The following is a 23,894-nucleotide window of genomic DNA, read 5'->3' on the forward strand; positions in this document are numbered from 1 at the left end:
TTTGTGGGTCGGATCTGTAGCGGCCTATTTCAGCCCAAGCGGAATTCAGGTTGCGTTGCCGGGGGCTGGCGTGAGCCTTTTGGGCCTCGGGTTTTGGATCTGGGCAACCCCTTGAAAGCATTGGATGGGAATTTTCGGCCATCGCGTCTGTCGTGGTGGGCGGCACTTTGTTGACGGGCGGGATGGGTTTGATCCCTGCGACGGAGGCCGGTGCGCTTTTGCTGGGGCTGGTCTTCAACGTTCTGAACATTGAAAACGATCAGGGCACCATCAGTTTCAGTGCCTATTGGCAGATGACCATACCTGGAGGCTTTCTATTTGTGATCATCCCTTTACAGTCTCGGGTTATTGCCAGGCAGCAGAAGGTCTTAGGTTCATGAATCGCATAGAAAGTGTTTCAGCGCGGCTGTTCAACGTTCCGCTCGAAGAGGTCCTGGTCGATGCCAAACATGGGGATCACACGTTTTTTCAACTGATCACAGTTACTATTCAAACCTCGGATGGGGTCGAGGGGGTCGGATATTCTTATACGGGGGGCAAGGGAGGGCAGGCCATCCTTGCGATGATCCAGTATGATCTGGCACCGTTCCTTGTAGGACAAGACGCTGAACAGATCGAAAGCCTGTACGACGCCATGCAGTGGCATGTGCACTACGTCGCGCGGGGCGGGATCGCCTCGTTTGCTATCTCGGCCGTGGATATTGCCCTATGGGACATTCGGGGCAGAACACAGAATGCGCCATTGTGGCAGATGGCTGGCGGAGCGTCCAAACGGTGCAAGGCCTACGCCGGCGGGATCGACCTGAATTTCTCGTTAGAGAAACTGCTGCGCCAGACCGAGGGTTACCTTGCGCGAGGGTTCAACGCAGTCAAGATCAAGGTCGGTCAACCAGATTTGGCCGACGATCTTGCACGTGCCCGGGCGGTGCGCGAGATGCTTGGGCCGGACCGGTTCTTCATGGTCGATGCGAATTACTCCATGAGCGTCGAGCAGGCCATCGTGGCCGCCAAAGGGTTTGCCGAATGTGATATTCTGTGGTTCGAGGAACCGACTATTCCAGACGACTACAAGGGTTATGGCCGAATTGTCGAAGCGACGGGCGTTCCCCTCGCCATGGGTGAAAACCTGCACACCATACACGAATTCGAATACGCCTTTGATGACGCGAAGCTGAGTTTCATCCAGCCCGATGCCTCAAACTGCGGTGGAATCACCGGCTGGCTTCGTGTGGCCGCGCTAAGCGCACAACACGGCATTCCGGTTTGCAGTCACGGGATGCAGGAGCTGCACGTCAGCCTTGTTTCTGCGCAACCCAATGCGGGTTGGCTGGAAGTACACTCATTCCCGATAGACCAGTACACGACCCGTCCGCTTGTCGTGGAAGACTGCCTGGCCGTGGCCCCGGATACGTCGGGGACCGGAGTGGAATTCGACTGGGACAAACTGAATGCGGAACACAGGGAGATGCATACATGACGACCCAGACGATCTCTGCGGCGTACTACCGGGGCAACAAGAGCTTTGCCGTGGAACAGGCCCAGGCGACGGCTCCGAGCCCCGGCGAGGCCGCCATTCGCGTTGCGTATTGCGGGATTTGCGGGACGGATATGCATGTCTACCACGGCAACATGGATGCCCGTGTCGGTCTGAACCGGGTAATCGGGCACGAGATGTCCGGTGTCGTCGAAGCGGTGGGCGAGGGCGTCGATACGGTAAAACCCGGCCAGAAGGTCGTGGTCCGACCGCTGGATCACTGCGGAGAATGCCCGGCCTGTAAACGGGGGCATCAGCATGTCTGCCAGAACCTCAAGTTCCTGGGCCTCGATACCGATGGTGCCATGCAAGAGATCTGGACCGTTCCGGCCCACACGTTGCACGTTCTACCGGATGACTTGCGCATGGATCACGCGGCGCTGATCGAGCCGGTCGCTGTTGCCTGCCACGATGTGCGGCTGTCTGGCCTGCAACCTGGAGAGGACGTTGTCGTCATTGGCGGCGGCCCGATCGGCATTCTGGTTGCCATGGTTGCCCGGGATGCGGGTGGAAATGTCGTGATTTCCGAAGTGAACCCGAACCGTCTTGCGATTGCTGAAAAACTTGGCTTTGACACGATCAACCCAACCGAATCCGATCTGGTGTCCACAATCAACGCACGCACGGGCGACAAAGGGGCAGATGTGGTTTTCGAGGTGTCGGGAACGCAGCCCGGTGTTGATGCGATGACCGCCGTTGCCGCGACGCGGGCTCGGATCGTGATGGTCGCGATCCATGCTCAAAAGCCCCAGATCGACCTGTTCCAGTTCTTCTGGCGAGAGCTGCAACTGATCGGTGCGCGGGTCTACGAGCCAGAGGATTACGAGAAAGCCATTGCAGTTGTCGCCTCGGGCGGAGTGGACGCGGATGTCGTGATTACTGACGTCAGCCCTCTGACAGACATTCAGGCCGCGTTTGAAGCGCTGGATAGCAGTCCAACCGCAATGAAAAGCCTGATCGAAGTAGGACCGTGTTCATGAGTGTTTTGCAAAGTTTCGACCTGGCGGGAAAGACGGCTCTTGTGACTGGGTGCAAACGCGGTATTGGGCGCGGCATGGCCGAGGCATTGGCATCGGCCGGAGCCGATATCATCGGAGTGTCCGCCTCGCTCGAGCTGTCCGGGTCGGATGTCGAAAAAGCCGTGACTGCGATCGGGCGCAAGTTCCGGGCTTACCAATGCGACTTCTCGGATCGCGCCGCGCTGCATGGGTTCGTTGATCAGTTGAGGGTCGACGGACAAACCCCTGATATCCTTGTCAACAATGCGGGCACGATCAAACGCAAACCCGCTGCCGAACACCCGGACGACTGGTGGGACGAAGTGATTGAGGTGAACCTGTCCTCGCAGTTCGTTCTGTCTCGCGAGATCGGCAAGGACATGCTGGCGCGCGGATCGGGTAAGATCATTTTCACAGCTTCGCTGCTAACATTTCAAGGCGGTATTACCGTGCCGGGATATGCGGCTTCGAAAGGTGGGATTGGACAGCTGACCAAGGCTTTGGCCAACGAATGGGCCGGGCAGGGCGTGAATGTGAATGCGATCGCGCCTGGCTACATCGCGACCGACAACACCCAAGCCCTGCGGGATGATCCGGTCCGATCGAAGTCGATCCTAGAGCGAACACCTCAGGGCCGTTGGGGTACGCCTGGTGACTTTGCCGGACCGGTGGTCTTTCTGGCCTCTGCCGCGTCGGACTTCGTCAACGGTGAAATCCTTGTCGTCGACGGGGGCTGGATGGGGCGGTAGCACCGTCAACGCTCCATGTGACCAGAAACCTCAAGTCCCGATGTAGTGCGCCTTCAATCGGCGGGTTTTTGGCGCCTCTCGATGTTCGAACAGGTATAGGCTTTGTACGCGGCCCAGCGGAAGCTGACCCTGTTCGACCGGGATCGATACCTGAGTTTGCGTCAACAGCGCCCGCAGATGTGATGGAGCGTTGTCGTCCTCGGTCGGACGGTGGTGATACTTCCCTGGTGACTTGGGTACGAGTTTCTCGAAGAACGTTTCGATATCCCTGAGCACTTCGGGATCGGCATTGGCCTGCACTAGCAGCGCAGCACCCGTGTGGACGCACCAAAGGGTCAGCAGGCCCGAGACACATCTATGTTCGGACACCGCACACTGAACCTTCCGACTGATGTCAGTGAGGGATTTGCCGGGCGTTTCAATTGACAGGTCAAAAAACTCTTGCTTCATCCAGCTGGCCCTTTCCTTGATTTCACGCGAACGTGCCCAGCTTTCTACACTCCGCTTGGCGTTCAGTAGCGGGGTTCAAGTGTTTGATTTTGAAAGTATATTGACTGTACCCTTATGAAAACAGACTTTTGAACTTGTCCACACACAGACGAAATCCATCTTCGAAGTTTCCGTTACCGGGGTGATAAACACTCTCGAAGGAAATGACGCCATCATAGCCGTCGGATCTGAGCGCGTCCGCGATGGGTTGGAACAGAGGCGCAAGCTGACCTTCCCCCATTCGACGCACTTCCAGCGTTGCCCGCGGTGTGTCGACCTTTACGTCCTTGATGTGAATGTGACCCAAGTAGCCGCCGCGCAGTTCTTCATAACCGTCTGGGTATGCCAGTTCATGGCACCAACAGTTGTTTCCGGGGTCCCACAGCACTTTCAAACTGTCTTTTGCGTCCAACTCGTCGATCAGTTTGCGGGCTGTGTAGTTGGAATTGACCAGCGTGCCGTTTCCGGTTTCCACGACGAAAGTCACGCCCTCAGCTCTTGCCAGTTCAACCGCCGGCGCGATCAGAGGCGGCATCGTGTCCCATACCCCATGCGCTACGTTCCACTTTTCGGCGCCGTTTTTTCCCCAGAGTATCTGCTCTTTTCTTTGGGTCATGATCCGGACGAGCGGAGACCCAACAACATGTGCCATGTCGATCACGCGTTTCAAAGCGTCCATATGCCGAGTGTGCAGGTCGTCGCCGGGTCTGTTGGCAGCTGTCATCCCTGCAAAGATATGGCGCGACAGACACGACACAGGCTTGCCCCGGTCGCGCAAGAGCGCGTCGATCTCGGCAATTTCCTGTGGGGAATGGTCCCCGACCTCCGTATCGCCAACGAACTGAAGCTCTGCATAGTCCAGACCGAATTCGTCCATAACGTCCACCGCATGCCGCAGATCGCGGGAAATGCCGTCGCAAATCACTCCTAATTTCATGTCCGGCCCCCTCAGCGATGCAATTCTGCGCCAACGATTTCTTCGATGACGCGGGTACATACCCAGTTGTCGCCATTCGGGTATTTGGTTTTTCCCGCATGAAAGATCTGCATTGCGGATGACGCTGTGTGCATGGGAACGCCCAACGCACCGGCCAGTGCCAGCGAGATCGTCAGGTCCTTATGCATGGTTGCGATATGGCTACCGGTGGCTTCGAACTTGCGATCAATGATGTTTTCAAGGGCGGTATTCACGACGCCACACCCCGCGCTGGAGGACGAGAACACATTAAGTAATGCCTGACCGCTGACACCGGCTTTGGCTGCCAGGGCCGCAGCCTCGAATGTAGCGGAAAAGATTGATCCGATCAGGGATTGCAGGCAGGCTTTCACGGTTTGCCCGTCGCCGGCGTTTTCTCCTACCCGGTGAATGGTTGCCGATACTGCCTGCATAACTTCGGCATTTCGGTCCAGCACATCCCAAGCTCCGGCAGCCATCATCGTCAATGTGCCGTTCTGCGCGCCGGGAAAACCACCCGAAACCGGGGTGTCGATCAGGTGGATGCCCGAACCTTCCATGTCTTGCCCGATAGCGCTTGCTTCGGCCGGGGTAATGGTCGCCGACAGGATGACCGTTCCGTCTTTGGCCATGTTCGCAACCAGCCCGTTTTCACCCAAAATGACATCGCGGGCCTGATCGCCGTTCATCACCATGACAAACACAGCGGCTGCGTGACGGCCGACCTGTCCCACGCTGTCCTTGGCCAGGCCGCCCATGTCGGTAAATGCCGTCATGCGCGTCTCACTCAAGTCGAAACCGGATGTTTCAAAGCCATTCTTAATCAGGTTTTTGGCAAGGCCGCTGCCCATGTCGCCAAGACCGATTATGCCTGCTGTTTTCATTTGGAGTCCTCCCGTTTTTCCGCCATTTCCGTATGGCAGACGTTTCGAAAAATGATGCCCAATCGCATCGGTTTTCGCGGGAGTTTCACGCGTCTTGAACAGACGTCGGGCGAGTCCGGAAGACACCCCGCTGCCCGTTTACGTACCGTAAGTAAACGAAGAATGCGGCGCTCAGGCAAGCAAAGAAGTGTTGCGGGTGACGAGAAACCGCCTGATCCGACGCGTTACGAGAACGCCGCCATGATGCCGCGCAGTTCCGCAAGCCCGCGCATACGCCCGATCAACGGATAGCCGGGTGTGCTGTGTCCGCCCAGATCGCTCAGCAGTTCTTGTCCGTGGTCGGGCCGCATCGGAATTTGCCAATCGTCCCGCCCTTGGGATTTGCGGCGGCGCTGTTCGTTCATCAACTCGCGAATGGTGCCGACCATGTCGGTGTCGCCCTCCAGATGCGGAGCCTCAAAAAAGTCCGGCTTCTGACTGTCTGATCCGGCGATGCGTTGGGTATTCCGCAGATGGACAAAGTGAATCCGGTCGCCATGCCTGCGCACGAAGTTCGGCCCATCAAATTCAGGGGACACTCCAAGCGAACCGGTACACAGCGTTGCGCCGTTCGCCTGCAAATTAACCGCGTCCAGAACGGCGCCGTAGTCATCGGTGCTGGACATGATCCGCGGCAGACCGAGCAACGAGAACGGCGGATCATCCGGATGACAGCACAAGCGCAAATCCAGTTCTTGGGCGACTGGGGCGACCTCAGACAGGAAGTCAATCAGGTTTGCGCGAAGCCGGTCACGGTCTATATGCGCATATGTTTGCAACAAAGCGCGCACGTCCTGAACGCTCCACTGATCGTTGGCGCCGGGCAGCCCCGCAGTGACATTGTGTTGCAACTGGGCCTTGGATTCATTCGACATGCGCAAGAAGCGATCCTTGGCCGTTTGCTGAACGTCGCTGGAATAGTCTTCGGACGCGCCCGGACGTTCAAGAATATGAATGTCGAAAGCGGCAAAATCGGTCAGGTCGAACAGCATGGCCGTTCCACCATGCGGCTGCGGGGCGCGAAGGGCGGTGCGCGTCCAATCCAGGATCGGCATGAAGTTGTAGCAAACGACTTTGACGCCACGGTCGGACAGGGCCCTGAGGCTGGACTTGTAAGCCTGAAGATGCTCGGCCATGTCTGCGGACTGCGTCTTGATCGCCTCGGAGACGGGCAGGCTTTCGACGACGTCCCAAATGTACCCGGCAGCAGCCAGAACGGCCTGCCGATCGGCGATGCTCGGTTCGTCCCAGGGCTGTCCCGGTGGGATGTGATGCAACGCAGTAACGATGCCCTGAACGCCGACCTGATGGAGATCGGCTAGGGCGATCGGATCATCGGGTCCGAACCAACGCCAGCATTGTTTCATGGCAGCCATCCTTCATACAGAGGGTGATCGGGCTTGATGGGAAGGGCAACTCGCTGCCCGGTACGCGCCGCGTGATAGATCGCCGTCACAAGGCCGATGGAGGCAGCGCCGTCCTGCAGCGTAACGGCCGAATTTGCCTCGGACCGCAGTGCCTTGCCGACTTCGGCAAAGAAGCCTTCGAAACCAATTGGCTCGGCGGCGGCGGCCGCAAGAACCTCGTCGATAGCGGCTTGATCCACCGGGTCCCGCGCGACGAATGTCCAGGGCGATTGACCTGGGGCATAGGGTTCCGTGCCTGAGGTGGCGGTCACCTTTTCAAAGACGAACCGCAGGCGGGTTTCGTCCGTGGCGGCGCCTAGTGTGATATTGCTTGTGCACAATGCTCCGGAAGTCATGCCAAAGCAGATCGCTGCGCAATCTTCGGTCTCGATCGGGTTGACCCGCGTTGTAGCCATTGCGGACACCCAAGCGATATCACCCGCAATATGAGTCAGCAGATCATGGTTGTGGATGGCATGGCCAAGCACTGCGCCGCCGCGTTCACCGGCCCATGTTCCCCGCCACGGAACTGCGTAATAGTCTGCCCCTCGGGACCAATGGGTTTCAAGCGCGCCAGTTTGAACCGCTCCGGTCAGGCCGGCGCGTTGCAGGTGGCGCAATTGGGCCAGAGACGGCCCCCACCGGTATTGAAAAACTGGAAACACATGCTTGCCCGCGCTGCTTGCGGCTGCCGTGATCCGATCCACATCCTGCATCGAGGTCGCAAGAGGCTTTTCGCAGACAACGTGTTTTCCTGCGGCCAGCGCGGCAAGGGTGGTCGGTACATGCAGATGGGGCGGCAGGCAGATGTCGATGACATCAATCGCCGGATCATCCAGAGTGTCCTGAATGTTGGTAAGTGCTCGAAAATTCGCGTTCTGTCGAATCTGTTCGATCCGGTCCGTATTCTGGTCGACCACGGCGGTTACGCGGAAAGTGCGGTCAAGCCGTTCCAGTGCGCTCAGATGTTGCGCACCGATACCTGCGCCAAGGATCGCAACGTTGATCATCCGCGTTCCGCCATTTCCTGCGCGTGCAGTGCCAATTCCATGACCGTAAAGCAGTGGGTCTGCGTCATCGCGGTTTCGGTCCGGTTGCGGATGTCATCGGCGAGGCGCGAAAAGTAAGGAAGGCCGGCGTCGGTTGCGTCGATCTTTTCGCAGGTCTCACCATTGACGAGGATCAGATGGTCCGTCCCTGATGCCCCACCCACATCAACGTATTTCCGCAATTCGATATAGCCTTCGGTGCCAAGGATCGTCAGACGACCATCCCCCCAGTTTGGCAATGCATCCGGTGTATACCAGTCAACCCGGATGTACCCGGTGCCATTCTCGCTTCGTAGATTGACCTCGCCAAAATCCTGCAATCCGGGATCGTTGGAGTTTGCGTAGTTTGCCACATAAGCGTTTGTGATTTCTGCGGATTCCGAACCTGTGTAGTGCAAGAACTGATCGATCTGATGCGAGGCGATGTCGGTCAGAATGCCGCCATAGCGTTCACGCTGAAAAAACCATTCGGGCCGGGTTGCCCGGTTCAATCGGTGGGGGCCAAGTCCGACCGTCTGGATCACGCGCCCGATGGCACCGGCCTCGACCAACTCGGCCGCTCGGGTGCTGACGGGCGTTTCAAACCGTTCGGAAAAATTCACCGACCAGATGCGGCCGGTGTCCGTGACTGTTCGCTTGATCTGGTCGAGTTGTTCGAACGTCGTGCAGCCTGGCTTGTCGGTCATGACATCCATGCCGTTTTGCATGGCGCGGATCGTCAACGCGGCCCTATCTGCAGGTACTGCCGAAATCAGCGCTAGATCCGCCCCGCAGGTTAGGGCGTCTTCCAGTCGGGCCAGCCGCGGTATATCGGGAAACCTTTTGACGTAGCCCGGAAGCGTTTCCGGATCGCCTTGTGTCCAGTAGCCAACGCAATCCACGCCGATTTTACGCATGTTTTCCGTCATGCCATAGATATGGCGGTGGTCCAGGCCAAGGGCGACGCAGGTCAGATTCATGAGGCGACTCGTGTTTTCTGGCCGGTTCGATTGGCGATCTGCATCGCGTCGATGACGGCGTGGGTCAAAAGGGCACTGCGTCCGGTGGCCATGGGCCGCGTTCCACCGGCAACGGCCTCAGCGAAATCCTCGATAACCGCCTGATGCCAATCATGGGTGAACGCCATGGGATCGGACCCTCCGCCTGTGGCGGACATTTCGCCAACCGTGGATATCTGACCATCGAAAGTGGTCAAGGTCAGGACACCTGACTCCAGATGCGCTTTGGCGCGCGTTCCATGAATGGTTATGGACTCAGCGGCCCCAGGATATTCGGCAGTAGTCGCCATCAAAGTTCCCACCGCGCCGCTATCCATTTCAAAGACTGCACCTGCCCAATCCTCGGCCTCGAGATCGTGTAGTGGAGTTTTTCTCATTACAGCCTGAATGTCCGAGATCGGCCCCAGCAGCCACATCGTGAGGTCAAGCGTGTGGATTGCCTGCGAGATCATGACACCGCCTCCGTCGCGCGCATAAGTGCCGCGACCTGGCTCGTCATAGTAGCTCTGATCACGCCACCAGGGGACGCGGATCTCCACTGTGGCGATCGCGCCCAGTTCCCCCTGTTCAATGGCTGATTTCAGCGCCTGCGAGGCGGCGCGGGCGCGGTGCTGAAAAACGATGCCCAGCGGCACACCAGACACCTCGCACTGCTCGACAATGGCTGTCGCGGCGTCCAGCGTTCTTTCGATAGGCTTTTCCATCAGGATCGGTTTCGAAGCGGTCGAAAGAACCCGAACCAATTCTGTGCGCTGATCGGGCGGGGTTGCGATGATCGCAAAGTCGACGTTTGGGTCGTTGGCGATTTCCTCGACCGAGCTGTACGCGCGGGTGTCGTTTCGCTGCGCGAACTCAGCTGCTTTTTCAGGATTGCGCCCGAGGACGCCGGCAAGATTGAGGCCTTGCTCCGATGCCTGAATGGCAGCAAAATGCGTGCCCGAAACCATTCCCAAACCAATCAGCGCAATATTCATTCATTCCCCCGGATCACCCGGTCAGTCTGCGGGTTCGAACGGGAAAGATGCAACCATTAAAAACTGTGCTAACAATTGCGGGCAGAAGTATCGGAGGCAGAATTGACTGGTAATTTGAATGGGATGGCAGAAGACCTGTACTTGGGCATCAAAGACCTGCCAATCGTGTCTCCGCATGGTCACTGCGATCCGGGGTGGTTCGCAACCGATGCGCCGTTTCCCAACCCGGCAGAGCTGCTTGTGGTTCCCGACCATTACGTGTTCCGTATGCTCTATTCGCAGGGCGTTCCCTTGTCGGAACTCGGCGTTGGGGAAGAGGGGCGAAAGAAGGATCCTCGCGCCGTTTTCCGCATCTTTGCCGAGCACTGGCATCTGTTTCTGGGAACGCCTTCCCGGATCTGGATGAACTACGTGCTGCATCAAACGCTGGGCGTGTCTGAGGAGTTGTCTCCGCGCACGGCAGACCTGATTTACGATAAGATCTCAGAAAAGCTGGCGCGACCCGAATTTCGTCCGAGGGCTTTGTTCGACAGGTTTGGGATCGAGGTTCTGGCCACCACGGATTCCGCTCTCGACGGCCTCGCGGAGCATCGGGATATCCGTGCAAGCGGTTGGGGCGGGCGAGTTATTCCGACGTTCCGCCCAGACGGGGTTTTGGATGGGGCGGACCCGGAGTTCGTGCAAAACCTGAACAAGTTGGCCGAGCTGACAGGCTGCGATCTGGGCAGCTATGATGGCTACCTCAATGCGCTGCGGATGCGGCGGGCTTATTTCGTCCAACTAGGATGTACGGCCACCGACCACGGTATCGAACGCGTGCAGACTGAGTGGCTGGACGACCCGGATGCGCTGTACCAACGGCTGAGACGGCAGGACGGGACTGAACAGGATGCTCGCCGGTTCTACGGTCATATGCTGATCGAAATGGCGCAGATGTCTGTCGATGATGGCCTGACCATGCAGATACATGCTGGCAGCAAGCGCAACACGAACGACGAGGTAATGCGGGACTTCGGGCGGGACAAGGGGGCCGACATTCCAATCGCGATGGATTGGGTCACGGGCCTTGAGGCGCTGCTGAACCGGGTCGGAAACTCGCCCGAACTGCGCATCATACTCTTTACATTGGACGAAGGCACCTACGCCCGTGAACTGGCCCCTATGGCAGGACATTGGCCGTGCCTTCGGATCGGGCCGCCTTGGTGGTTCCACGACAGCCCAGCCGGGATTGCGAGGTATTTCGACCAGGTAGTTGAAACGGCCGGATACTACAATCTGGCCGGGTTCAATGACGACACGCGGGCTTTTCTGTCCGTTCCTGCGCGGCACGATCTGTGGCGACGAGGTGTTGCGATTCATTTGGCCGAGCAGGTTGGGCGTGGTTACTTCGGTCGGGATAGTGCCGAGCATCTTGCACGGTTGCTTGCGGTCGATCTGGCGAAACAGGTTTACGGATTGCATATCTAGATGGGTACAATTCTTCACTTTGGCCTTGGAAACTTCGCCCGGGCGCATTTGCTGGACTACACCGATCAAGCGGGCGGATGGGACGTTGTCGGCGTCAGCCTGCGTTCATCCTCGGTTCGGGATGGATTGGCGCGACAAGGTTTCGAGTACGATTTGTGCGTGCAGGGGCAGGGCGTCCGGCGCATCAAAGCTCTGCGGGACGTTCTGGTCGCGCCCAAGGATCGCGCAGCGCTTTTCGATGTGATGGCGAATGCCGAGATCATTTCGGCGACCGTCACCGAGAAAGGCTACCATTTGGACGCCGCGGGCAATCTGAACCTTCAGGACCCGGCGATTGCCGCCGATCTGGCGGGGCAGGGGCCTTCGACGCTGATCGGATTTCTAGCTTTCGGCCTTGCGGAACGGCGCAAGCCACTAACGGTGCTAAGCTGTGACAATCGCATGGAAAACGGCAAAACGCTCGAAACGGCAGTTGCCGATTTTGCGGAAGCAGCTGGTCTGGACGTAGATTGGGGCGCCGTTCGCTTCCCCAACGCGATGGTCGACCGGATCACCCCGGCCACCACGGACGCCGTTCGCGCAATCAGCGGCGATCCTATGGCTGTTCCGACCGAGGCGTTCTCGGAGTGGGTTATCGAAGACAATTTCGCCGGTCCTCACCCGGATTGGCCGGGCGTGCAATTGGTCGATGACGTAGCCCCGCACGAGATGCGAAAGCTGCGCATGCTGAACGGTGCCCATTCCCTGTTGGCCTATGCCGGGTTGGAGCGAGGCCTGAGCTACGTCCACGAAGCGGTTCGAGCCCCGGTTTTGCGCCCGTTGGTTTCCCAGTTGATGAGGGATGCGGGCGCAACGCTGCCGGCAGAACTGCAAGCACAAGTTCCGGATTATGCCGAGGCTCTGTTGCACCGCTTTGAAAATCCCGAGCTGGCGCACCGTCTGGACCAAATCGCGATGGATGGCAGCCAGAAGCTGCCGTATCGGTTTGTTCCCACACTCCGTGAGACCGGCTCTCAGGCGCTGATTGCGGGGATGCGGGCCTGGATCTCCTATTGCATGTCTGAGACCGCCAAGGGCAGGGCGCTGAGCGATCCTTGCGCGTTGGAAATCGCCTCGGCTGTCAAGCTGCCAGATCCGGTAGCGCCGCTGTTGCGTCTTGTCGGTGCCGAAGATCTCGCGCCACTTATCCGGGAATGATCGCGCCGCGGAACTGGACAACGGTGGACGCCAGATTGTGTCCGGCCATCAGGGCCTCGGCCTGCGATTTTCCTGTCAGCAAGGCCGCGAGGTACCCACCGTTGAAACTGTCGCCCGCCGCTGTCGTATCCAGCACGTGTTTGGCAGGTTCATAGTTTTGGTCAATGATCTGGCCTATGGACAGAGGGCCATTCTCTCCGCGTTTCAAGGCACCGACACCGTGATGATCGGCAAAGCGCGCTGCCACTTGATCCGCGCTTTCCCCGAACAGTGCCATCTCGTCGTCGATGGATGGTAGGGCAATATCTGCACGCTGCCAAAGCCGTTGGTTGATCTGCTGGGCGTGTTCAACGCTGTCCCAAAGACGCGGACGAAAGTTGCTGTCATAGACCAACTGGACTGAAGAGCCTTCGAGCCAGTCCAGAAGCGCAAGCCTTACCGAATGCGGAAGAATTGCCACGGAAATTCCTGACAAGTACAACACGTCGAAACCGTTCAGAAGGCTGAAGTCGTGATCAGCAAAAAGCTGGCGGGCGGCCGCCTCGCTGCGCCAATAGGTAAAGCTTCGTTCACCGTCCGCAGATGTCGTGATCGCGTATAGTCCTGGAGAAGCGTTCGGAATGATGCGGATGCCAGATGTCCCGATGCCATGACTGGCGATAAAGCCGGCGATGCGCTCCGAGAATGGATCGTCGCCCAAACATGTCACATACTCCACGTGCAGATCCGGAGCGGTGCGGTGCATGTAGATGGCCGTGTTCAGCGTGTCGCCCGCGACGCCCACCTTTGCGCCGGTCTCTAGCATGGACAACTCGATCATTGCTTCACCGATGCAGGCAATTCGCGTCATTTCTTTTCTCTTTTCCAGATGATGAGCCCGGCGGCCATGATCAGCGCAGCCCCTGCCAACGTGAATGCGTCCGGTACCGTGTCAAAGAACAGATAGCCCCAGATCGCTACGTAGATCAGGAATGAATAGGTGAATGGCATCAACTGGTTCGCAGTTCCGAACCGATGCGCGTTCGTCAGCAGTTGATGCCCGCACCAGCCAAAGACGCCAAGGCTGATCAGGACTATCAGGCTCCACGTGTTTTCCGGCTGGATCCAAAACCAGATGGCGAAGGGCAGCAGGACCACCGTCCCGGTAAGCCCGAGGTAGAATTGCATGGTGTCCACCGCAACAACCCCGGATAGCCTGCGCGTCATGATTGAATACAAGGCCAGCGCGGTTGCGTTGTAAACGATCAGAAGCATGGTCGGATGAAAGGCCGAACCAAACGGCCGCACGACAACCAACACCCCCAGAAAGCCCAGTATGATAGCCGCCCAACGCCATGGGCCCACTCTCTCCTTCAACACGAAAACGGATAAGAAGCACACGATGACCGGGCTTGAGAACATGATTGCTGACACAACGGTCAGAGGCAAAAACCGCAGGGCATAAAAATTGAAAACGGTCGCCGAGATCAGCAGCAAGGCCCGGCTAATGACCTGCCATGGATGGTCGGTCTTGAACCGGTTGGCCTCAATCCCGCCCTTGGCGATCACCCCCACTGAGATCACGAAGTGCCCCGCATAGCGCATGAACGCCAACTGAAATGCCGGCACGCCGGCCAACGCCAACCATTTGGCCCCAAGGTCAACCAGCGAAAAGAACAGCCACGCCGTCAGCATCAGCACGATGCCAAGGCGCGGCAGGTCCGCATTGGGGTTGGCGGTGACGGCCATCGATCAGGTGTTGAAACGCTTGACGTAATAGTCAACCATCTGGCTGACCATGTCATCCGCCTGACCGTGGTCGCGCGCGTCATTCAGCGCCGAAAGCGCGCACTGCGACATCACGCTGGTGACGCCTGCATCGCGTGCCATACGGTCATAATACCCGAGGTCTTTTGCCGCGTTCTTGATGGCAAAGGCCAGCTGGTTTGGGTCATTCTCGACGCCGTAGGCTTTGACGAAATCCATCATTCCGGAATGCAGCGGCCCAGCGGCCATAACGTCATACACCTGCTTGCGGTCAACTCCGGTGATATCTGCCATGGCGAAGGCTTCGGCCATCGCGTTTGCGACGGTCATTCCGAAGAAGTTGTTGATCAGCTTGATCGTGTGTCCGGACCCAACGGGGCCAAGGTAAAAGACGTTTTCGCCCAAATCCTTCAGTGTCGGCTCGGCCTTGTCAAAGGCAGCCTTGTTGCCGGACGTCATGATGTTGAGCTTGCCTTCTAGCGCGTGCGCCGGCGTCCGGCCAAGCGGCGCATCCAGATAGTTTCCGCCAGCCGCGGCGACCTCCTCGGCCAAGGCGCGTGTGCTGCCTGGAAGCGAGGTGCCAAAGTCGATGACGATTGCCTCGGGCTTCAGTCCCGCGATCACTCCATCAGCACCGCGCATACGGCTCTCGACCTGTTCGGAGGTGCCCATGCACAGCATCACGATGTCGCTAGCCTGAGCCAGCTCTTGGGCGTTTTGCGCCTCGCGGGCGCCCCGGTCAATCGCGGCGTCCAGGTATGTGCGGTCGCGGTTTCCCAGTACAGCGACCGAGTATCCCTGTTCCAACAGTCGGCTCACCATGGCTCCGCCCATTAGTCCCAAGCCGATAAACCCGATTGATGGTTTGCTCATTGGTTTCCCTTTCCGTGAATGTGTCTGGTTTTCATTTTTGTGTCTGGTGCGGGCGGCTTTCCAGTTTGAAGGCTCAATTTGCCCTGCAGATAATCATTGGTTTTTTAGTGATCTGGTGTTTTACCGGACCGCATTTCCTTCAGGCCGGCGCTCGCGCTCGAGCTGTTCGCGCCTTTAGCCCCTGTTCGATCCATGATGTGATCTCAAGCGTCCGGGCTGCATCCTCGACATCGATCAGTGGAGGGGCGCCTTCGATCACGTCAAGGAAGTGATCCAGTTGCGCCTCAAGTGGTGCGCGTTGTTGTTCTGGTCGTGTAAGTTGGTTTTTTTGGGCCGCAGTGCCCCAATCCTTTCCACGCCACAGGGTCATGGAGGGAAAACTGACAGCGCCGCTGGTTCCCGTGATCCACATCATGTCCTGGTGGGTCGTGCCGATATTCGGGTTTTCGCCGGTTCCGGCCTCAAACCCCCAAGGGCTGGGTGCGGTGTCGGCAAAGCTGATAGTCCCCGTCGCGCCGTTTTCGAACGCGATCGCAACAGCCCCGCTTTCTATCCTATCCGATCCGCGGATTGATGCTCCGGGCAGGGCGACGACATCCGAGATTTCTCCGATCACAAAGCGCAAGACATCGATATCATGCACCAGATTGATCATGACTGGACTGCCATCAGATGTCCGCCAGTTCTGTTCAAAATAGCTCTGGGGTTTACGCATGGCCCACAGCAACGAGACGTTGATGACTTTTCCGATCGTACCTTGCGCGATCACCTCTTTCAGGTGCTGCAAGGTTGTGTGATACCGCCGATGATGGCCTACAAGGCTGCGGACATCGGCCTTGCGAACGGCCGCCCTCAAGCGCTGGGCATCGTCGACCGATGCGGCAACCGGCTTTTCGATCAGCATATGCCAACCGCGGGATGCAGCCAGAATGCCATGTTCGGCATGCAGGCGGGTCGGCGTCGCGATGATGACGCCATCCACCGGGCCCTTCACCTCGTCCATACTGGAAAAACGCGGCGCGTCGATCTGGATCGAGCCATCTGGATCGGCCAACCCGACCAATATGCAACCGGGATGCTCGATCACGGCGCGGACGTGACGGATACCGATCAATCCGCCGCCGGCTACAAGAATCCGTTTCACATCACCGCTCCGATTTGCCAGGGGACGAATTCGTAGTCACCCAGGCCCTGCGCCTCGGACTTGGTTCGCGCGCCCGAGGCGACTTTCAGAAGCCGTCGGTATATTTCCTGTCCTTTTTCTTCGACGCTGGCACCTTTGGTCAGAATGTCCCCCGCATCCACGTCCATGTCTTCGGGCATGCGCGCCGCCAATTCAGAGTTGGTGGCGATTTTCAGCGTAGGCGCCGGTTTCGACCCAAAGGCAGAACCGCGCCCCGTGGTGAAGCACACAAGGTTGCACCCGGCCGCGATCTGCCCGGTCACCGAGGCCGGGTCATATCCGGGGCTGTCCATGAAGGTGAAACCTTTGGCGGTGATTGGTTCGGCGTATTTGAATACACCGGTCAAAGGGGTGGTTCCGCCCTTCGCCGTTGCCCCCAGCGACTTCTCAAGGATGGTCGTCAGACCGCCTTGCTTGTTGCCGGGGCTTGGGTTGTTGTCCATCGAACCGTGATTGCGGGCGGTATAGTCCTGCCACCAATCGATCAGTCCGATCAGTTTTTCCCCAGTTGCGCGACCAAGGGCGCGGCGGGTCAAAAGGTGTTCGGCACCGTAGATTTCGGGCGTTTCCGCAAGAACGCCTGTGCCACCTTGGGCGACCAACAGGTCGCAGGCATATCCGAGTGCAGGGTTCGCGGTCACACCGGACCAAGCGTCCGATCCACCGCATTGCAGCGCAACCATCAGTTCGGACGCAGGGGCTTCGCTGCGCCGCGCCTCATTGGCAATGGGTAGCATCTGGTTGATCTTGCCGATGCCCATTTCCACGGTCCGGCGCAATCCGGCGACGTTCTGGATGTTCATCGTCTGGAAGGTGGGGCTCTGCTTCAGCCCATACGCGTCCAACAGCCAGTCGATCTGGTTCATCTCGCAGCCCAGACCGACCATCAGAACAGCAGCGTGGTTGGGATGTTTCGCAAACCCCCACATGACCCGTTGAAGAGCTTCGAAACCGTCGCCGGAATCCGCCATTCCGCAGCCCGTTCCGTGGACAAAGGCCACCACGCCGTCGACGTTCGGAAACTCGGCCAGCTTGTCCGGCGTGAAGTGATTGGCGATCATGCGGGCCGCAGTCGCGGAACAATTCACGGTGGTTAGAACCGCGATGTAATTGCGCGTACCGACCCGACCGCTGTCCCGGTGGTAGCCCATGAAAGTATCGACCGAAGTGGCGGGTTTCGTAGGCCTGTGATCCGTCGCAAACTCGTAGTCCACGCTGGTGTTGCGGAACTCGATATTGTGGGTGTGCACATGGTCGCCGGGTTCGATCGGTTGGGTGGCGTAACCGATGACCTGCGAGTACTTTCTGACAGGATCGCCGGGTGCAAGATTCCGCGTGGCCACCTTGTGTCCCGAGGGGATGCGCGTATTAGTCATGACATCCTCGACCATACTGCCGACGTCCAGGGGCCGAGTTGCAACCACCACGCTATCCGTTCGATCTAAACGTACAAAAGTCATAATTAACTTTCCTGGCGGCAGCTAGGCGCAGAACGGCGAGTCCGATGTCCACCGGTGAATATCTATATGCGGTTGTCCAGACAGCCTTGCTCGCGCCGCTTCCCAATTGGACTTGCAGACGCGCCAATCTCGCAGCTCGGTTTCTGGGCGCGATCTGGACCTTGCGATGAAGCTGGGGAAATGGTCTCGACCGGTGGGTTGGCCCGCCGCACTGAAGCGGATGTCGAACGACCAGCGGAACCGGTCCGTTTCATTGATCAGCGAAGCGTGTGGCGTCAGAGGGTGAAACAGGATGATCCCGCCCGCCTTGACAGGAAGGGGCACAGCTCGGCCTTCGTCTATGAACCCGTCGGCAATCCCTGTCTGCGTTCGCGCGCAATGCGGCAGGATGGATTGGTCCTGTGCCTTTGGCAGCACTTGCAGGCAGCCATTTTCGACCGTTGCATCGTTGACGGCAATCCAAACCGTGACCATGTCGGTCTGGTCCGCATCCTCCAACGCAACCGCCCGGTCCTGATGCCAGTCCGTTGCGGTGATGTGTGCGCGCACCTCGTCCTTGGACAGCTTGAGGGCAGGGGGCTTCAACCGAACGTGTTGGATCGGATTGCTCACCAACTCTGGCCCGATTAACTGCTCGACAATGTCAAGCATGGGCCGGGCCGTCAGCAAGTCGAACACCGCGGGCCCAATATGGAATGGTGTGTCCGCCATGATCCGATCGCCGGGCAACGAGATGTCCAGCGGCTGGAAATAGTCGCAACCGGCCTGATAGGCGGACAGAAGTTTGTCCCAGAAGGTCATTCCTGACGGTTCGTCCTTGACCAACCCTTTTTCGTACCAACCGTCATAGAGCCGGTTCAGGACATCCGAGTATTCGGCCTGTACCCGATCCAGCACGTCGCTGGGAATTACATCCTCGACCACGAGGTATCCGTCCGTCTGGAACTTGCCAATCTGATCTTGTGTCAGCATGGGTGCAACCTCATAACAGCAGCGCGATGATGCCCGGCCAGATCAGAAGAACGGAAAGCGCCAGCAACTGGATCCCGATGAATGGCAGGAAGCCGCGGAAGATATCCGTCAGACTGATATGCGGCGGGGCCACCGACTTCAGGTAGAACGCCGCCGGGCCGAAAGGGGGCGACAGGAAGCTGACCTGCATGTTCATACAGAACACGACACCGAACCAAATGGCGACATGACTCGGCTCCAACTGGCCAAAGACTCCGATTTCCTCGATGGGAAGGCGTAGGACGATCGGCAGAAAGACCGGTATGATCAACAGCACGATGCCGACCCAATCCATGAACGCGCCCATGAACAGCAAGATCAGCATCATCACCAGAATGACCAACATGGTCGGCAGCTCCTGGCCGACGATAAGGTCGGCCACGTATTGGGGCCCGCCAGCAATTGTGTAGGCACCCGCCAGCGCGGCGGCCCCGATCGTAACCCAGATGATGGTGCCTGTGGATTTTAGGGTTCGCATCAAGCTATCCCAAACCAGCTCGAACGATCCTTCACCCCGCAGGATGGCGATGATCAGGACGGCGAAGGCGCCCATACCAGCAGCCTCGGTGATGCCTGTGATCCCGCCGTAGATTGAGCCGAGAACGACGCCGATGACGACCAGCGGCGCAACGAGGCCTTTGCCCATTTCCCACCCGATTTTGGCGCGCTCTCTGCCAAAGACGAAGAAGATCAGCAGAAGGGCAACGATAGTAATGCCGGCAAACCAGGGCAGGTAGTCAGCTGTCCCTAATCGCGCTGGTTCGCCTTGGCTGGCAGCGTTCGAGCCTGAGAGCTCGAAAAACGCGGCCCGGATAAACAGAACGGTGGAAAATCCGGCGACGACGATGCTCATGAACGCCCCAAACAGTTTGCGTTTTTCGGCCGGTTCGGGGTCGTTCGGGTCCGGTTCCGGCAGCGGAGCGTGATGAGGATTCAACTGCGTGCGGATGATAATGTACAGGATGATCATCGAGGCCAGCATGAAGCCGGGAATGAAAGACGCGGTGAACAGCGACTTGATCGAAGTTTCGGTGATCAGCCCATAGATGATCAAAACGATCGAGGGCGGGATCATAGTGCCTAGCGACCCTGAGGCGCAGATGACGCCGATCGCGAGGTTCTGATCGTAGCCGAGGCGTAGCATCTGGGGTAGGGCGATAAGGCCCAGCAGGACAACTTCACCACCGATGATGCCGGACATGGCCGCCATGATCACCGCCATGATCGAGGTCACGATTGCGATGCCGCCGCGTGTTCTGGACAGCCAGACATTCAACGACGAATACATGTCACGCGCGATCCCGGATCGCTCTAGAAGCGACGCCATGAAGATAAACAATGGCACTGATATGAGCACGTAGTCCGTTAAGAGCCCGTATATCTTCTGCGCCAATATATAGAGCGGTCCAGTACCTGGCCGACCGGTGAGAACCCCGTCGCCAAATGAAAATGGGTTCAAAAGCAGTGTTGGTTCGAACTTCAGGACAAGAACCAGAACCGCAAGGGAAGCCGAGGCCAGACCCAAGGGCATCCCGATCGCCAGAAGCACGATCAGGGCGACCATCAGGATGAGTGAGATTGTTCCAATATCCATCAGTCTTGTCCCACCGCTCGTTTGATCATTTCAATTTCGTCTTCGTCCGGTTCATCTGTGTGGATTTCCGGTTCTTTGTTCCAATCCGCGATCAAGTTCAAAATTGCTTGCATTGCGACGAGCGTAATTACGATCAGCACCATCGGCTGCAACGTCGCAGGGATCGGAGGATTGAAGGCGGAGCCATAAAGCTCCCATTTATAGAGCTTGTTGACGAACACCTGTTTGTAGCTGCCGTAGACCAAAAAGAATGCAAACAGCACGATCAGTATTGTCGAAACCGTATCAAAAACGCGTTGAAGCCATCGTGGAACTGCGTCGTAGAGTAGGAATATTCGAATGTGACTGCGTTGCTGCATGGCGTAGTAGCCAGACATCAAAAACACAAAGCTGGCGAACCAGAGTGTCATTTCGTTGGCCCACTCGGTCGGCTTTTCCAGGATATAGCGCATGAAGACTTCGTAGAGCATGACGACAGTCATGATTGCGATCATCATCATCGTCACTCGGCCTATGAACAGGGCGAAACGATCCATAACCGTCGTGCCTTCGAACTCCATCGTAGCTGGGCGCACGGTCTTGGTACCAATCACTGCAAGAAACGGTAGAAGGACAAGCGCGGCCACGTCGATGATGTCGACATACCCCCCGAACACGCCAGAAAATTCGGGCGTGATGTCGCTGCGCAGATATATTTCCGTTACCTGACTTTTGAGGGATTCAGAAGTGTAAGGCAGCCAATCCAATAGGAATGCAGGGAGATGCCAAACAAGCCAACTGGCCGTCGCGACGAAGGCCAACGGTATGAGCCATTCAATTGGTCCGCCTGAATTCTTGTGCATCGCGTAACCCTCGTCCCTATCCTTCGATCCTGTAGTGATCGATAAAGTCTCGATCCGGTTCGACACCCAGTCCAGGGCCAGTCGGGATCATGACACGGCCGTTATTGGCCTTGACCTGATTTTGAATTTCCAGCGGAACGGTCAGCAGATCGTCCCGAAACTTGTTGTCCGTTGTGTCGAACTCCAGCATCGGCTCCCATGGATGCAAGCCGCCTGGAATTGGGGGCATGGCCGCCAGTAAATGCAGATTTGTTGCGACAGCAATGGCGCTACCCCAGACGTGATTTACGACCGGAGTGAAATGTGCGTGGCATAGGGCCAGTACCCTGAGAAACTCTGAAACACCGCCCAAAGCGCAAACTTCTGGCTGCGCTATATCGATGCCGCGATTTTCAAGAAGACTGCGCCAGGCCCAGCGATTGAATACCGTCTCACCGCCCGAGATGTTGACCTTCAGCGAAGTGCGCAATTCGCGGTATCCGTCAATGTCTTCTGGCGCGACGGGTTCTTCGAACCAATATGCGTCCAGTTCTTCCAGCGCCCGACCAACAAAAAATGCGTCCGAAGTCGTATAGGCATGGTTTGCATCGACCATGAATGGAAAGTCATCACCAACCCCGCGTCGAACTGCTTCGCACAGCTTCACATCAGGCTTCGGGCCAAAGCCCGTTTTCATTTTGGTGGCGGTAAATCCCATCTCCTTGATCTTTGCGGCTTCATCCTCAAAACGGCTGGCCAGATTCGAAATCGGTTCATCCCGGAGCATCATGCCGTAGCCGTAGCAAGGAACGCTTGCGCGATGTGCGCCGCCGACAAGCTTATGGAGGGGGAGGTCAGAGATTTTGCCGGTGATGTCCCAAAGTGCAATGTCCACCCCGGACAAAGCCTGTATTGGCATTCCGCTTTGGCCATGGTCTCGCAAAAGGTTGTACACCTTGTGCCAGATCACGTCTTTGTCCAAAGGGTCCATGCCGAGGATCATTGGCTGGATGACCTTTTCCACGATGGATTTGTTGGCAATGGCTACGTTTCCGGGACCAAAGCACTCCCCCCAACCGGTCACCCCTTCATCTGTCTGAACCTCGACCAGATGGGTTGTGCGTTTGTCATAATACTGTTGCGAGTAGCCCAGAACTTCCGGCATGTCGTACTGCAGTACGTGACTTATTATTCTGGTGATTTTCATGAAGTTCTGGATCCCGGCACCGATCCGGAGAGGCCGCTAGTGCGGCCTTTCCGTGTGTCGTAAGTCGGTCGCAGCCTGATTACTGCATTGCGCCCAGGTCACGCAGGAAGTTGATGTGGCTTTCCAGCAGCGCCTGTGCTTCAGGGGTCGTTGCGAACTCAGTCCAACCGACCTGAACGGCCGCGCGATAGGCTGCCAGATCTTCAGGCGTCCATTCGTACAACTGAACACCCTTTGCTTTCAGGTCTTTTGCTGTCTGAGCGTTCTGCACTTCGTTGATGGTCGCATTGTGCAATGCCAAGCTGTCCATTGCGACTTCCATGATCTTCTTATGGTGTGCAGGCATCGCTTCCCAAACGTCTTTGCGACAGGCCAGGTGATCTGCAGGCATCGAGTGGAAACCGGGATAGTTTGTGTGACCTGCGATCTCGTACAGACCCAGACCCACGTTGTTCGTCAGGTTCGCAGCATCCGCACCATCAATGATGCCGGTTTCCAAAGCCGTGAAGATTTCGTTGAAGTCCATCACGATCGGAGAAGCACCAAGTTCCGCGAATACCTTGGTTGCAAGGCCTGGAGGCGAGCGGAACTTCCAATCTTTGAAGTCTTCCACTTTTGCAATCGGCTTGGTCGAAGACAGCGATTCCGGCCCGGGAATCCACCATCCGATGAATTCCATGTCGTAGCCGTTGTAAAGATCATTTACAGCTTCTCTTCCGCCGCCATGAAGAAGCCAGGCCATTTGCTGATAGGGGTTCTGATACCCACCGAGCAGGTCGCCCGCGAACTGGAAGGCCGGATTTTTACCGGTCTGATAGCCGCCACCCGTCATGTCGCAATCCAGAATTCCGGTAGCTGCGGCGTCGAAGGTTTCAACTGATTTGACCACCGAAGAGGAATAGAACATTTCAACTTCGATTTCGCCGTTCGACATTTCCTGAATGTCTTCAACGAATTTTGCAGCCATCTGGCCAGACAGAGTTTCGGGCGAAAAATGGGTTTGAATTCTAAGCTTCGTGGTTTCAGCCATCGCGAAACCGGCTGCCATTGTCGTGGCTACGGCCGCCACGGCCGCTGTCTTGACTATTTTCATGTTGTCCTCCCAGACGTTGAGCGTTGCGCGGAGAGGGAGATCTTGCCGCCTCCTTTGCCGTCACGCAGATAAACGTTAAGCCGACGAATCGAATGCAACAAGAAGAATTTGAAATTTCTAAAAATTTCGAGATTCTTGCGTAAACTCGAAAATAGGCTTAGGACCCT

23 protein-coding genes are annotated in these 23,894 nt (G+C 57.5%); 6 read left to right on the plus strand and 17 right to left on the minus strand.

Annotated elements, in window-relative coordinates; translation table 11 throughout:
* Positions 1–182: 182 nt before the first annotated feature.
* The 4 genes from ACR0I8_RS06030 to ACR0I8_RS06045 are packed head-to-tail and all read left to right on the plus strand — an operon-like array spanning position 183 to position 3,281.
* Positions 183–380, plus strand: a complete 198-nt coding sequence (locus ACR0I8_RS06030) for a hypothetical protein (RefSeq protein ID WP_480702881.1) — start codon at positions 183–185, stop codon at positions 378–380.
* Positions 377–1,477 carry a mandelate racemase/muconate lactonizing enzyme family protein gene (locus ACR0I8_RS06035; protein WP_170689714.1) on the plus strand — a complete coding sequence of 367 codons (1,101 nt, stop codon included), beginning with the start codon at positions 377–379 and terminating at the stop codon, positions 1,475–1,477. Before ACR0I8_RS06030 ends, ACR0I8_RS06035 begins: the two co-directional genes overlap by 4 nt.
* Positions 1,474–2,514 (plus strand): alcohol dehydrogenase catalytic domain-containing protein, encoded by a 1,041-nt coding sequence (locus ACR0I8_RS06040; RefSeq protein ID WP_170689715.1) that lies wholly within the window; start codon positions 1,474–1,476, stop codon positions 2,512–2,514. Before ACR0I8_RS06035 ends, ACR0I8_RS06040 begins: the two co-directional genes overlap by 4 nt.
* Positions 2,511–3,281, plus strand: coding sequence for an SDR family oxidoreductase (locus ACR0I8_RS06045; protein ID WP_170663405.1), 771 nt, complete (start codon positions 2,511–2,513; stop codon positions 3,279–3,281). Before ACR0I8_RS06040 ends, ACR0I8_RS06045 begins: the two co-directional genes overlap by 4 nt.
* Before the next feature lie 30 nt (positions 3,282–3,311).
* Here the strand turns inward: ACR0I8_RS06045 and ACR0I8_RS06050 are convergent, their stop codons facing one another.
* The 7 genes from ACR0I8_RS06050 to ACR0I8_RS06080 form a co-directional block, all read right to left on the minus strand.
* Entirely contained in the window at positions 3,312–3,731 is a 420-nt protein-coding gene (locus tag ACR0I8_RS06050; RefSeq protein WP_170689717.1) for a secondary thiamine-phosphate synthase enzyme YjbQ, read from the minus strand.
* 112 nt (positions 3,732–3,843) lie between these two features.
* Entirely contained in the window at positions 3,844–4,707 is an 864-nt protein-coding gene (locus ACR0I8_RS06055) for a sugar phosphate isomerase/epimerase family protein (protein WP_170689718.1), read from the minus strand.
* Positions 4,708–4,718: 11 nt separating this feature from the next.
* The gene (locus ACR0I8_RS06060) at positions 4,719–5,609 is read right to left on the minus strand and encodes an NAD(P)-dependent oxidoreductase (RefSeq protein WP_170551882.1); all 891 of its coding nucleotides are present in this window, start codon (positions 5,607–5,609) and stop codon (positions 4,719–4,721) included.
* 224 nt (positions 5,610–5,833) lie between these two features.
* Positions 5,834–7,015 (minus strand): mannonate dehydratase, encoded by a 1,182-nt coding sequence (gene uxuA, locus ACR0I8_RS06065; protein ID WP_170689721.1) that lies wholly within the window; start codon positions 7,013–7,015, stop codon positions 5,834–5,836.
* A complete protein-coding gene (locus ACR0I8_RS06070; protein ID WP_170689723.1) occupies positions 7,012–8,064 on the minus strand; it encodes a Gfo/Idh/MocA family protein in 1,053 nt (350 codons plus the stop codon). Before ACR0I8_RS06070 ends, uxuA begins: the two co-directional genes overlap by 4 nt.
* The gene (locus tag ACR0I8_RS06075) at positions 8,061–9,062 is read right to left on the minus strand and encodes a Gfo/Idh/MocA family protein (RefSeq protein WP_170689724.1); all 1,002 of its coding nucleotides are present in this window, start codon (positions 9,060–9,062) and stop codon (positions 8,061–8,063) included. Before ACR0I8_RS06075 ends, ACR0I8_RS06070 begins: the two co-directional genes overlap by 4 nt.
* The gene (locus ACR0I8_RS06080; protein WP_170689726.1) at positions 9,059–10,075 is read right to left on the minus strand and encodes a Gfo/Idh/MocA family protein; all 1,017 of its coding nucleotides are present in this window, start codon (positions 10,073–10,075) and stop codon (positions 9,059–9,061) included. The genes ACR0I8_RS06075 and ACR0I8_RS06080 overlap by 4 nt, the downstream gene beginning before the upstream one ends.
* 123 nt (positions 10,076–10,198) lie before the next feature.
* On the opposite strand from ACR0I8_RS06080, the gene uxaC reads away from it, so the two are divergent.
* Positions 10,199–11,542 carry a glucuronate isomerase gene (uxaC, locus tag ACR0I8_RS06085; protein WP_170690114.1) on the plus strand — a complete coding sequence of 448 codons (1,344 nt, stop codon included), beginning with the start codon at positions 10,199–10,201 and terminating at the stop codon, positions 11,540–11,542.
* The gene (locus ACR0I8_RS06090; RefSeq protein ID WP_170689728.1) at positions 11,543–12,739 is read left to right on the plus strand and encodes a mannitol dehydrogenase family protein; all 1,197 of its coding nucleotides are present in this window, start codon (positions 11,543–11,545) and stop codon (positions 12,737–12,739) included. It begins immediately after the preceding gene.
* Here ACR0I8_RS06090 and ACR0I8_RS06095 read toward each other — a convergent pair.
* The 10 genes from ACR0I8_RS06095 to ACR0I8_RS06140 form a co-directional block, all read right to left on the minus strand.
* Positions 12,726–13,589, minus strand: a complete 864-nt coding sequence (locus ACR0I8_RS06095) for a sugar kinase (RefSeq protein ID WP_170689730.1) — start codon at positions 13,587–13,589, stop codon at positions 12,726–12,728. The genes ACR0I8_RS06090 and ACR0I8_RS06095 overlap by 14 nt on opposite strands.
* Complete coding sequence (locus ACR0I8_RS06100; RefSeq protein ID WP_170689731.1) at positions 13,586–14,467, minus strand: DMT family transporter; 882 nt, start codon at positions 14,465–14,467, stop codon at positions 13,586–13,588. The genes ACR0I8_RS06095 and ACR0I8_RS06100 overlap by 4 nt, the downstream gene beginning before the upstream one ends.
* Before the next feature lie 3 nt (positions 14,468–14,470).
* A complete protein-coding gene (locus ACR0I8_RS06105) occupies positions 14,471–15,436 on the minus strand; it encodes an NAD(P)-dependent oxidoreductase (protein ID WP_480702982.1) in 966 nt (321 codons plus the stop codon).
* A gap of 61 nt (positions 15,437–15,497) precedes the next feature.
* A complete protein-coding gene (locus tag ACR0I8_RS06110; protein WP_170689735.1) occupies positions 15,498–16,502 on the minus strand; it encodes a Gfo/Idh/MocA family protein in 1,005 nt (334 codons plus the stop codon).
* Positions 16,499–18,001: an altronate dehydratase family protein gene (locus ACR0I8_RS06115; protein ID WP_170689736.1), complete on the minus strand. Its 1,503-nt coding sequence runs from the start codon at positions 17,999–18,001 to the stop codon at positions 16,499–16,501. Before ACR0I8_RS06115 ends, ACR0I8_RS06110 begins: the two co-directional genes overlap by 4 nt.
* 21 nt (positions 18,002–18,022) lie before the next feature.
* A complete protein-coding gene (locus tag ACR0I8_RS06120) occupies positions 18,023–18,973 on the minus strand; it encodes a phytanoyl-CoA dioxygenase family protein (protein ID WP_170689738.1) in 951 nt (316 codons plus the stop codon).
* A 10-nt stretch (positions 18,974–18,983) separates the two neighbouring features.
* Positions 18,984–20,606 (minus strand): TRAP transporter large permease, encoded by a 1,623-nt coding sequence (locus ACR0I8_RS06125; protein WP_142634770.1) that lies wholly within the window; start codon positions 20,604–20,606, stop codon positions 18,984–18,986.
* A complete protein-coding gene (locus ACR0I8_RS06130; RefSeq protein ID WP_425083442.1) occupies positions 20,606–21,448 on the minus strand; it encodes a TRAP transporter small permease subunit in 843 nt (280 codons plus the stop codon). The genes ACR0I8_RS06125 and ACR0I8_RS06130 overlap by 1 nt, the downstream gene beginning before the upstream one ends.
* Before the next feature lie 16 nt (positions 21,449–21,464).
* Positions 21,465–22,634, minus strand: coding sequence for a mandelate racemase/muconate lactonizing enzyme family protein (locus ACR0I8_RS06135; protein ID WP_170689740.1), 1,170 nt, complete (start codon positions 22,632–22,634; stop codon positions 21,465–21,467).
* 79 nt (positions 22,635–22,713) lie between these two features.
* On the minus strand, positions 22,714–23,727 hold the full coding sequence (locus ACR0I8_RS06140; protein WP_170376099.1) for a TRAP transporter substrate-binding protein: 1,014 nt from the start codon (positions 23,725–23,727) through the stop codon (positions 22,714–22,716).
* Positions 23,728–23,894: the final 167 nt, after the last annotated feature.

The organism is Ruegeria sp. BG9, assembly GCF_056538305.1.